The organism is Gammaproteobacteria bacterium (genome assembly GCA_028817255.1).
Classification (GTDB): Bacteria; Pseudomonadota; Gammaproteobacteria; order Porifericomitales; family Porifericomitaceae; genus Porifericomes; species Porifericomes azotivorans.
In genome coordinates this window covers 1-10,620 of the sequence record JAPPQA010000087.1, presented here as the reverse complement: position 1 = coordinate 10,620, position 10,620 = coordinate 1, and the positions used below count along the sequence as shown (strand labels likewise).

At 63.5% G+C, this 10,620-nt stretch carries 9 protein-coding genes; 5 read left to right on the top strand and 4 right to left on the bottom strand.

Annotation, left to right across the window (positions count from 1 at the left end):
- Both OXU43_04065 and OXU43_04060 read left to right on the top strand, forming a co-directional pair.
- Window positions 1-1,743: hypothetical protein (locus OXU43_04065; protein ID MDD9824331.1), on the top strand; the 1,743-nt coding region annotated here is incomplete at its 5' end.
- 120 nt (window positions 1,744-1,863) lie between these two features.
- Window positions 1,864-2,049, top strand: coding sequence for a hypothetical protein (locus tag OXU43_04060; protein MDD9824330.1), 186 nt, complete (start codon window positions 1,864-1,866; stop codon window positions 2,047-2,049).
- Window positions 2,050-2,085: 36 nt separating this feature from the next.
- On the opposite strand, the gene OXU43_04055 is transcribed toward OXU43_04060, so the two are convergent.
- Window positions 2,086-2,787, bottom strand: coding sequence for a class I SAM-dependent methyltransferase (locus tag OXU43_04055; GenBank protein ID MDD9824329.1), 702 nt, complete (start codon window positions 2,785-2,787; stop codon window positions 2,086-2,088).
- Window positions 2,788-2,944: 157 nt separating this feature from the next.
- Window positions 2,945-3,625, bottom strand: a complete 681-nt coding sequence (gene tsaB, locus OXU43_04050) for a tRNA (adenosine(37)-N6)-threonylcarbamoyltransferase complex dimerization subunit type 1 TsaB (protein ID MDD9824328.1) — start codon at window positions 3,623-3,625, stop codon at window positions 2,945-2,947.
- A gap of 220 nt (window positions 3,626-3,845) precedes the next feature.
- On the opposite strand from tsaB, the gene OXU43_04045 reads away from it, so the two are divergent.
- Complete coding sequence (locus OXU43_04045; GenBank protein ID MDD9824327.1) at window positions 3,846-5,090, top strand: lipoprotein-releasing ABC transporter permease subunit; 1,245 nt, start codon at window positions 3,846-3,848, stop codon at window positions 5,088-5,090.
- Between the two features lie 29 nt (window positions 5,091-5,119).
- Window positions 5,120-5,827 carry an ATP-binding cassette domain-containing protein gene (locus OXU43_04040; GenBank protein MDD9824326.1) on the top strand — a complete coding sequence of 236 codons (708 nt, stop codon included), beginning with the start codon at window positions 5,120-5,122 and terminating at the stop codon, window positions 5,825-5,827.
- A 36-nt stretch (window positions 5,828-5,863) separates the two neighbouring features.
- On the opposite strand, the gene clpA is transcribed toward OXU43_04040, so the two are convergent.
- Together clpA and clpS are read right to left on the bottom strand one after the other, a co-directional pair.
- On the bottom strand, window positions 5,864-8,164 hold the full coding sequence (clpA, locus tag OXU43_04035; protein MDD9824325.1) for an ATP-dependent Clp protease ATP-binding subunit ClpA: 2,301 nt from the start codon (window positions 8,162-8,164) through the stop codon (window positions 5,864-5,866).
- A gap of 26 nt (window positions 8,165-8,190) precedes the next feature.
- A complete protein-coding gene (gene clpS / locus OXU43_04030; GenBank protein MDD9824324.1) occupies window positions 8,191-8,547 on the bottom strand; it encodes an ATP-dependent Clp protease adapter ClpS in 357 nt (118 codons plus the stop codon).
- A 490-nt stretch (window positions 8,548-9,037) separates the two neighbouring features.
- On the opposite strand from clpS, the gene aceA reads away from it, so the two are divergent.
- On the top strand, window positions 9,038-10,390 hold the full coding sequence (aceA, locus tag OXU43_04025; GenBank protein MDD9824323.1) for an isocitrate lyase: 1,353 nt from the start codon (window positions 9,038-9,040) through the stop codon (window positions 10,388-10,390).
- Window positions 10,391-10,620 lie beyond the last annotated feature (230 nt).

Sequence of the window (10,620 nt, the reverse complement as noted above, 5' to 3'; positions counted from 1 at the left end):
GGAGGCGGTCACGGTTCGGATCGACTGAGCGGACTTGACGCGGCCTCGACGTGGACGCTGGGGGCGACGGACAGTTACGAGAGTGGCGGTCAAAGCCTGGGCTTCAGCGCGGTGGAGGACATGCAGGGAGGCAGCGGAGCGGACGCGTTCACGGTGAACGGAGCGCACACGGGGGATCTGCTGGGAGGCTCGGGAGCGGATACGTTTGCCCTGAGCGCATCGTTGACGGGGAGCGTGTCGGGAGAGGGAGGCGCTGACACGTTCGAGCTGAACGCGGGCGGCAACGTGAGCATGGATATCTTCGGGGGCTCGGAGGGGGACACTTTTCGATTCGATGGCGGCGGCGTGGCTAGGGCGGTGGATGGAGGCGCTGGCGGAGATACCCTGGACATGAGTCTGCTTGCCGGCCCGCTGACGATCTACATGGACCGGACGGGGGGTTGTGCCCGGGCTTCCGGCTGCGTCCTCCTGCGCACCGATAGCCCTCTCACGCCGGCGGCGCCCATGATTGAGGCAATCTTAGCGACGTATGCGAGTATTGAATTTTTGCAGGGGAGCGTGGCGGCGCCGGACGCAGGCGCCTACCTGGCAGTGCTTCCTGCCTCTGTGGGAGGGGAACTCGTGATCAACCCGGTGTCGTCGGATCCGCCAGTAGATGGAGTCACGCGTATCCAGTTGCCTGACCTGCAAGGATTCCCGGGGCCGGTGCTCATTGGCGGCACGCAGTCGCCGCCCCTTGCCTTCCCGGGGGAAATGGAGCCGTTGCCGCCGCCGCTGGCGGTGCGCGATGCGGCTGGCGCCTCGGCGGCCGCCTCTATAGATGCCGCCCGGGTTACGGTGGAGAGTGCTATCGTCGTTCCGGGGACGCTGGTTCTGATGGCTGGCGACATCGTGCTGGAAGCGGATATCGCTGCCGGGGCGAGTGGCCCGGATGACCTGGAAAGCGCCGCCGGATCGGAACAGGAGGCGATCCTGGTGGCGGTTAACGACAAGGTTGGCTCTCTGGGCGGCACTGGCGATATCGAGGTCATCAATGGCGAGCGCAGGATCTATGCCGGAAGCGCTGCCCTCGTTACTGACAGGGGGATCGTAAACGCGCGCCAACTGGTGATGGAACTCGCCGGGGGGGATTTGCAGTTCGCCGTTTCCCCGGGGGCCTTCGTTAGTTCTACCCTCAGCTTGCTCAGCCGTGCCCGCGGCATCAACCTGAGTTCCTCCCTGCAACAATACATTACCGACCTGGGTCTTGCCGCCGTCGGGTTTTTGGTGACCTTCAACAACCCGGCCAGTAATTTGACGCAGACGGAGGAGATTACCAGTATAGACCTCGCCCTGCTGGAGGAGGAGCTGGCGCTGTTCAGCGCTATCGGACAGGGACTGGCCCTGTCGCTGTCGCAGTGCGAGGAACTGGAAGGTTGCGCCCCCGATGTGGACGAGGTGCAACTGGACGGCATAATCGAGGACCTGGAGGCCAGGGTGCAGGAATTGCAGGACTACCTGGATACGGCGACGGCGACCGAAAGGGCGAGGGAGAAAGCCGAGCAGCTGCTGGAGGAATACCAGGAGGAACTTGAAGATTTTCTCAACTACCGCCGGGAGTTTCGGGCTCTCTTTGCCGGGGGAGAGGAAGATGGTTTGGACGATGACGGCTTGCCCGAGGAGGACTTTTCATTCGGCGAGGACGACGAAGAGACATTGCCGGAGGAGGAACCGATTCCCGTTCGGGAAGAGTCCTTGCCCTAGGGGCAAACGTTGCCGGCCCCCAGCGGCTCTGGCGGTGCCGGCGTGGTGGACGAAATGATAGTTTCGTGCCGGTCCCTGGCCGGCGTTGGCAGGAGGTTACGTAAGTAGGGAGGTATGCTGATGGCGGGAGAAAAGATCGGGCGTCAATTCAATATCAATGAGGACCATCTACACTTTCTGGAGGAGATGGGAGAGCAGTACGACCTGCAGGATATAGACAAGGTATTGCGGGTGCTGCTCGATTACGCCATGGAAGACGGCGACCGGGATGAGATCTTCGCCCGGGTCCGTTGCCTGCGTTGCTGAGACGGCTGGGCGGCGGTCGGCCCTTCGGCAGGCTGTTCAGCCGCGCCGGGCCCGTGGCTTCGGTTGCGGCCGTATCCGGGGTTTCAGGGCCAGCGTCAGGCCGTCGGCGACCGGCACCAGGCTGATCGCAACCCTGCGATCCTGCAGTAGCGCCCGGTTGAACTTGCGAATTGCGCGGGTATCCCGGTCGCGCCGGGTGGAGTCCGCGGGCCTGCCGGACCAGAGCGTGTTATCTATCGCGATTAGCCCGCCGGGCCGAAGCAGCCGCAATGCATGTTCATAGTACGCCGGATATTCCGGTTTGTGGGCGTCTATAAAAACGAAGTCGAAACTCTCCTTCTGTCCTGCCCGTTGCAGTTGCTCCAGGGTATCCAGGGCCGGGGCCAGCCGCAGGTCGATCTTGCGTTCCACCTTTGCCTGCCGCCAGTAGCGTTGCGCCGTCCGGGCATGCCCGGCATCAATTTCGCAGGCCACCAGGAGTCCGTCTTTCGGAAGGGCCAGGGCTACGCACAAAGCGCTGTAGCCTGTGAATACCCCGATCTCCAGGGCCCTGCGCGCTTGCAATGCCTGTACCAGCAGGGCCATAAACTGCCCCTGCTCCGGCGCGATTTGCATATTGCCCTGGGGATGGGTCGCCATGGCCCTGCGCAGACGGGCCGCGACCGGAGGCTCGCGCAGGGAAACGGACAGCAGGTAGCGGTAAAGCCGGTCGTCCAGTTGCAGCGTGCGATTCGACAAGGCGATGGCCTCCGGGAAGAGACGGGCAAATCGGGCAAATCGGGGGAATCGTAGCAGACCGCCGCCGGCGGCGGCAATGCCGTGTAGCGGTCCGGCACCTATGGCCCTTGGGATGGTGTTGGCGGAGGTATTGCAAGGGAGCAAGCATCTATTCCTCTCAGGCGCGGCGCGGTGCGGCGACCCGCGCCCGCAGGTAAACGGGGATTGCCTGTTCCGGCGTTTGCAGCTTCCCCCGGCGGCAACTCTCAAGTATCAGCGGCACCAGGTTTTCCGCCAGGGGCGCGCAGTCTCCGTCCCAGCCTTGCAACCGTCCTTGTAGTCGTTGGCGCAGGGTTTCCGCATGCTCTTTCCAGCCGCAACCGACTCCGTACCAGCCGGAGCCGTCGGGGACCGGCGCCTCGGCGGGCGAGGCCAGCAACCGGTCTTCGTCCACCGCTTGCATCAATCCCTGCGCGTCGGCACGGTAGGCGCCCCAGTAAAGTTCTCCCATGCGGGCGTCTATGGCACTCAGCACGTCGTTGCGGATGCCGCCGGCACCCTGGGCCAGGGCCGCCAGCGTAGATACCGGCACGACTCCCAGGTCGCAACCGTAGGCGAGCCCCTGGACAGTGCCGGCAGCGATACGCACCCCGGTGAAGGAGCCGGGGCCTCTGCCGAAACCGATGGCATCCAGTTGTCGCAGAGCGATCCCGGCCTCTGCCAGCAGATGCTCGATCATAGGCAGCAACCGCTCGCCGTGGCGGCCGCGGCCGCTCTCCTGGAGCGAGCGTGTGGCGCCGTCGCAGTACAGTGCCGCGGAACGGATCTCGGTGCTGGTTTCCAGAGCTAGTATATGCACTTTCAGGGCTTTGCTCGCGCCCCTGCCCGGTGGGGCGCCTCGCGCATATTAACCTGCCGCGGCCGCCGGTGCAGTCTGAGCTTTGTCTGCCGTACCGACGCTGTGCCGTGTCGGCAGGCGGGCCGCGAGGCGCCTGCGATTCCGCGCGGCGGCGGGGAGAACCGGCGCCCGCCGCTCCTTTGCGCGACGGAGGGCAGGAGGGCATATAATCCCCGTCTTGATGTTTCGACCTTACGAGATATTTATCGCTCTCCGCTATGCTCGCGCGGGGCGCAAACGAGGCTTCGTCTCGCTGATCACGTTGATCTCGATCCTCGGGCTGGCTGTGGGCGTGACAGCCCTGTTGGTCGTGCTCTCGGTCATGAACGGCTTCGAAAGAGAGTTGCGCGAGCGCATCTTGGGCATGGTCGCCCATGCCACCGTATATGTGCGGGAAGAAGCGATGTCCGATTGGCGCGAGGTGGCGGACCGGCTGTTGAGTCACCCCGAGATCGTGGGCGTCGCACCGCTACTGAACGGCGAGGGGATGTTGATCCATGGCAGGCAGGTGCAGGGGGTGTTGGTACGCGGCATCGAGCCCGAATGGGAACGAGGCGTGTCCTTCGTGGACCGCAAAATCGTCGCGGGCGCCTTGGCCGACCTGCAGCCGGGGGAGTTTGGCATTGTCCTGGGGAAAGCGCTGGCAGAGTCGCTGCGCGTTGCCCCCGGCGATATGGTGACGCTGGCGACGCCGGAGTTGCGTTTCGGCGTCACGGGCGTGCTGCCCCGTCTGCGGCGCTTTCGCGTGGTCGGGGTCTTCGATGCCGGTATGTACGAGTTCGACAGCTCGCTGGCGTTGATCCACCTGGAGGATGCCCGTCGGCTCTACCGCCGGCAGGGGGTGGGCGGGCTCAATGTCCTGACCACTGACTTGATGAGCGCCCCTGTTACCACGCGCCGGATCCTGCAAGCCTTTCCCGAGAGTTATTTCGTGGTGGACTGGACGCAGCGGCATGTCAGCTTCTTCCGTGCCCTGCGCACCGAGAAGACCGTGATGTTCGTGATTCTGATGCTGATCGTCGCCGTGGCGGTGTTCAACATCGTCGCCATGTTGATGATCGCCGTGACCGACCGGCAGGCGCAGATCGCCGTGCTTCGCTCTATGGGTGCGTCGCGCGGCAGCATCTTGGCGATCTTTGTGTCCCAGGGGCTTTGCATCACCGTTTTGGGCATCCTGCTGGGGGGGCTGGCCGGTATTTGGCTGGCCCTGAATGTGGAAAGCCTGGTACAAGCGATAGAGGAATTCTTCCAGGTGCGTTTTCTGTCGCCGGAGATCTACTACATCAGCCAGTTGCCTTCCGACCTGCGCTGGGGAGACGTGCTGGGTGTCGGTGTTGCCGCCTTTCTGTTGGGGGTGGTTGCCACGCTCTATCCCGCCTGGCATGCCGCCACCGTCGAGCCGGCGCGGGTCTTGCGCCATGAATGAATCTCAGGAATGAAGAAGCGATGAGCGCTATGAGCGAAGACGCTGCAATCGAAGGGGCCGTCCTCTCCTGCCAGGGGTTGAGGAAGGAATTCCGCCAGGGCCCCGAACGGGTCGAAGTCCTGCGCGGCGTGGATCTGCGGCTGCAAGCCGGAGAGTCGGTGGCCATCGTCGGCGCGTCCGGGTCGGGGAAGAGCACGTTGCTGTATCTGCTGGCCGGCCTGGACCGGGCTAGCGGCGGCGAAGTGCGGATCGCCGGGCGCCCGGCGTCAGTGGGCAGCGAACAGCAGCGGGACCGGCTCCGCAACCGCTTTCTGGGTTTTGTCTATCAGTTTCACCATCTGTTGCCGGAGTTTTCCGCCCTGGAGAACGTCAGCTTGCCGCTGCTCATCGCCGGCAACCCGGCCGCGGCGGCGCGGGCCCGCGCCCGCGAGGCGCTGTGCCAAGTGGGCCTGGAGCGGCGCCTGGAGCACCGGCCGGGAGAGTTATCCGGCGGGGAACGGCAGCGGGCTGCGCTTGCCCGCGCCCTGGTTGCCCGGCCGCGTTGTCTGCTGGCGGATGAGCCCACTGGCAACCTGGACGGCTTTCATGCCGAGCAGGTTTTTCGGCAGTTGCTGGAGTTGCAACGCGACCATGGCGTTGGTCTGGTGTTGGCGACCCATAACGAGAGTCTGGCGGCGGGTATGCAACGAGTGCTGGAACTGCGGGACGGAGTGCTGGTTTCGGCAGGGGAAGCGTAATTCATTGCCCCGGTATCGCGCAGCATGCCGGGCTCCTTAGTCCCGGGCGCTTCCGGTTTCTTCCAACTCTTCTTCTGCCTGTTTCTCTTCCGTAGCGACTTTGATGTCCATGCCCGCACCGGTGGCGGCAACGCTCGCCCGCCCGCCTTTCCTCAGTTGTCCGAACAGGAGTTCTTCGGCCAGCGGTTTGCGCACCTGCTCCTGGATCAACCGCCCCATGGGGCGGGCGCCCATAACCGGGTCGTGGCCGTGTTCGGCCAGCCAGTGCAGGGCCGAGTCTTCGATTTCCAACGTGACCTTCTTGTCCAGGAGTTGCGACTCAAGTTCGATCAGCAGTTTGCGAGCCACTTCCAGGATGGCCTTCTCGGCCAGTGGCTGGAATTGGATGATGGCGTCCAGGCGGTTGCGGAACTCGGGCGTGAAAGTTTTGCGGATGGCCTCCATCGAGTCGTGACTGGGGTCTTGCGCGTTAAAGCCTACAGAGGGCCGCCCCATCCGCTCGGCTCCCGCGTTCGTGGTCATGATAAAGACCGCGTTGCGGAAGATGGCCTGGCGGCCATTGGTGTCGGTGAGCGTGCCGTGGTCCATCACCTGCAACAGCAGACTGAAGATATCGGGATGCGCCTTCTCGATTTCGTCCAGTAGCAGCACCGAGTGCGGATGCTTGCCGATGAGATCGGTCAGCAGCCCGCCGTTCTCATAGCCGACGTAGCCCGGCGGCGCACCGATCAGGCGTGACACGGTGTGTTGTTCCATGTATTCGGACATGTCGAGGCGGACCAGGTCAATCCCCATGATGTGGGCGAGCTGTTTAGCCAGCTCCGTCTTGCCGACGCCAGTGGGGCCTGCGAACAGGAAGCAGCCGATGGGGCGCTCGGGGTCTCCCAGGCCGGCCCGCGACATCTTGATGGTTGTGGCGAGAGTGTCTATAGCGTGGTCCTGCCCGAAAATGGTGAGCCGCAGGTCGTGCTCCAGCCCCGCCAGCAGCTCTTTGTCGTTGATGCTGACCGTCTTCGGCGGGATGCGGGCCGCGTGGGCGACGATGTCTTCGATCTCCCGGGTTCGGATCACCTTCTTGCGCCGTGACGGGGGCAGCAGTTGCTGCGCCGCCCCGGCCTCGTCAATAACGTCTATGGCCTTGTCAGGCAGGTGGCGGTCATTAATGTGGCGCGCCGTCAACTCTGCGGCGCCGCACAGGGCCTGGCTGCTGTAGCGGACGTTGTGAAACTTCTCAAAACGATCCTTTAGCCCTTGTAAGATCTTCACGGTTTCGCCGATGGAGGGTTCGGCGACATCAATTTTCTGAAAGCGGCGGGCGAGCGCCCGGTCCCGCTCGAAGATGCCGCGGAACTCCTGGTAGGTGGTTGCGCCGATGCAGCGGAATTCCCCGGAGGTCAGCACCGGTTTGATCAAATTAGAGGCGTCCATGACGCCGCCCGAGGCGGCGCCGGCGCCGATGATGGTATGCACCTCGTCTATGAACAGGATCGCGACCTCGTCGCCGCTGGCAAGCCCGGCGAGCACAGCCTTCAGGCGCTTCTCGAAATCTCCCCGGTACTTGGTGCCGGCCAGCAGCGCCCCCAGATCGAGCGCGTAGAGGGCGCTTTTCTCCAGTGTTTGCGGCACTTCTCCGGCGACGATGCTCGCCGCCAGCCCCTCCGCCAGGGCAGTCTTGCCGACGCCGGCCTCGCCTACATAGAGGATGTTGTTCTTGCTGCGGCGGCACAGGATCTGGATGGTGCGCCGCAACTCCTGCCGGCGCCCGATCAAGGGGTCGAGGCGACCCTGTCTGGCCAGTTCCGTTAGATTCGCCGTGTACAGGTCCAGGGGGTTTGTAGAGCTTTCCGAGGGCTGGGACTCCCGTGCGGGGGCGTCCCCGACCCGGGCGCCGAGTCCGTCGCTGCCGTGCCGGGCGATGCCGTGCGAGATGTAATTGAGGATGTCCATGCGGTGGATGTTCTGTTTGGCGAGGAAGTGCACCGCATGCGACTCTCGTTCGCTGAAGATCGCGGCCAGGATATTGGCCCCGGTGACCTCCTTCTTGCCGGCGGACTGGACCTGGAACAGGGCCCGTTGCAATACCCGCTGGAAGCCCAGGGTGCGTCGCGTATCCCGCCACTCGTTGAGCGGGAACTGCGGCGAATGTTCCTCGAGGTATTGTTCCAGTTGCTGGCGCAATTCCGTCAGGTTTGCCCCGTTGGCGCTCAAAGCCTCGGCTGCATCCGCGTTCTCCAGCAATGCCAGCAACAGGTGCTCGACGGTTACGTATTCGCAACGTTGCGCCTGAGCCCGTTGCAGCACTTGGTTCAGCGTAGATTCAAGGGCCCGGTCCAGCATTCGGATTTCCCGCTGGGGCTTTCGCCTCAGGCCTGTTCCATGATGCAGAGCAGCGGGTGCCTGCTCCGACGCGAGTGGCGGTTCACTTCGGCTACTTTGGTCTCCGCCACGTCGTGGCTGAATGTCCCGCAGCTGCCGCGACCGCTGTTGTGCACCTCCAGCATGATCCGGACGGCGCTGTGCCGGTCCTTGCCGAAGAAATTCTCCAGCACCGAGACGACGAAGGCCATGGGGGTGTAATCGTCGTTAAGCAGGATGACTTGATAGAGGGGAGGGCGTTGCAATTGCGGCGGGGTCTTCAGGGTCGCCACGTCCTCTCCGCGATCTTCAGCAGGCCCCTCCGGAAGCCCTTTGACCGGAAAATTTTTACGACGAACCGTCATGCCGGGAATTATACCTTAGTACGTCCGCGGCCTGGCAACACAGAGGCGGCGGTCGCGCAGTTCCCCTCCCAACAGCTCCGCCGGACATCCGCCGGGCCTTGTTCGCTTCTGTTCTGCGAAACATTTTGCACATATTTTTGTAAGTGGTTATTTTTCAATCATTTTATTATTTTCGGGCAGGCAAAGCTTCATTCTTCGCCCTGCCGCGGAGACTGAATGCGCAGATCCCCGGAATTGCCGTCCGTAAGGGCTTTCCACGCGCTTTTATGCCTTTCGGTTTGCCTTACCCCTTGCCATATGGTGCACTGCCGCGTAAAGTGCGCCCCGATACTCGGCCATAGGTACACAAGGCCGTAGTGTTGCAACTCGGCAGTTTCCCTGCGGTGCGTCAGCAGCAGGGGTTCTAATGGAAAGGCGAATCGTATTCGCTTGCCGTGGGGCAAATCAGCGCAGAGACGAAGACAATGAGGAGGTAGTCATGGACCAATCCATGAATGGTGGAAACGGCCCGACAAATTGCCCGGAAGCGGTCCGGGAAATTGAGCGGGACTGGCGGGAAAACAAGCGTTGGCGCGACGTCGAGCGCACATACTCCGCCAGAGACGTCTATCGTCTGCAGGGCACGCTGAAAGTCGAGCACACGCTGGCCCGCCGCGGGGCGGAGAAACTTTGGCGCATGCTGCACGAACGGCCCTACCTGCAAGCCCTGGGAGCCATGACCGGCAACCAGGCTCTGCAGCAGGTCAAGGCCGGGCTGGACGCAATCTACCTCAGCGGCTGGCAGGTGGCGGGCGACGCCAACAGCGCCATGGAGATGTACCCGGACCAGTCTCTGTACCCGGTGGACAGCGTGCCTACGGTGGTCCGGCGCATCAACAACACCTTGATGCGCGCGGATCAGATCCACCATGCCGAGGGCCGCGATTACATAGACTGGTTCGCGCCTATTGTCGCCGACGCCGAGTCCGGCTTTGGCGGCGTGTTGAACGCCTTCGAATTGGTCAAGCACATGATCGAGGCGGGCGCCGCGGCCATTCACTTGGAGGATCAACTGTCCTCGGCAAAGAAGTGCGGCCACATGGGCGGCAAGGTGCTGGTCCCTACCCAGGAGGCAGTGGAGAAATTGCAGGCCGCCCGGTTGGCTGCCGACGCGATGAACGTGCCCACCGTGATCATGGCCCGCACGGACGCCGAGGGTGCCGGGATGCTTACCTCCGACACGGACGAGCGCGACCAGCCCTTCCTGACCGGGGAACGCACCCGCGAGGGTTTCTTCATGACGCGTTGCGGATTGGAACCGGCGGTGGCCCGGGGGCTGGCCTACGCGCCGTATGCCGACCTGATCTGGTGCGAGACGCCCACTCCGGATCTGGATTACGCCAGGCGCTTTGCCGAGAGCATCCATAAGGAGTACCCGGATCAAATCCTGGCCTATAACTGTTCGCCCTCTTTCAACTGGAAACGCAACCTGGAAGACCGGGTCATCGCCAATTTCCACGAGGAGTTAGCGGCCATGGGCTACAAATTCCAGTTCATTACGCTGGCAGGCTTCCACAGCCTGAACTACTCCATGTTCCATTTGTCCAAGCGCTTTACGGAGCGCCATATGGCTGCCTATGTGGAGTTGCAGGAGCGGGAATTTTCCTCGGAGCAGGAGGGCTACACGGCGACTCGTCACCAACGCGAGGTAGGCGCCGGGTACTTCGACGCCGTGACCACTGCCATTCACGGCGAGGACGCCTCGGTGGCGGCCCTGCGCGGCTCCACGGAGGAGCACCAATTCCAGCCTGCTCAGGAAGGCGCCGAGGAGAAGCCGCAGGGCCAGAAGTTCGCCGCCAAGTAGCGCCGCCCCGGCCAGGTAGCGCCGCGCTGGCCAAGTAGCGCCGCCCGGCCGAGGTAGTACGCTCTGGATTTCGCGCTCTTCATTTCCCTTGCTCGGGGAGCGAACCGTTACGCACTTTCGTACGCACCACTCCCCCCTTGAGGGGGAGTCGGCAAGACGAGGGCGCCAGCCCGAAGTCGCGCCGGTGGGGGGAGCATCGAAAGCGCCTCCATCGCTCCACCGCCCAGGGC

What these genes read in the sequence shown, in the direction of transcription:
- aceA (MDD9824323.1), top strand. Translation starts at nt 9,038, where the DNA reads ATGAATGGTGGAAACGGCCCGACAAATTGCCCGGAAGCGGTCCGGGAA.
- clpA (MDD9824325.1), bottom strand. Translation starts at nt 8,164, where the DNA reads ATGCTGGACCGGGCCCTTGAATCTACGCTGAACCAAGTGCTGCAACGG.
- clpS (MDD9824324.1), bottom strand. Translation starts at nt 8,547, where the DNA reads ATGACGGTTCGTCGTAAAAATTTTCCGGTCAAAGGGCTTCCGGAGGGG.
- OXU43_04045 (MDD9824327.1), top strand. Translation starts at nt 3,846, where the DNA reads ATGTTTCGACCTTACGAGATATTTATCGCTCTCCGCTATGCTCGCGCG.
- OXU43_04040 (MDD9824326.1), top strand. Translation starts at nt 5,120, where the DNA reads ATGAGCGAAGACGCTGCAATCGAAGGGGCCGTCCTCTCCTGCCAGGGG.
- OXU43_04060 (MDD9824330.1), top strand. Translation starts at nt 1,864, where the DNA reads ATGGCGGGAGAAAAGATCGGGCGTCAATTCAATATCAATGAGGACCAT.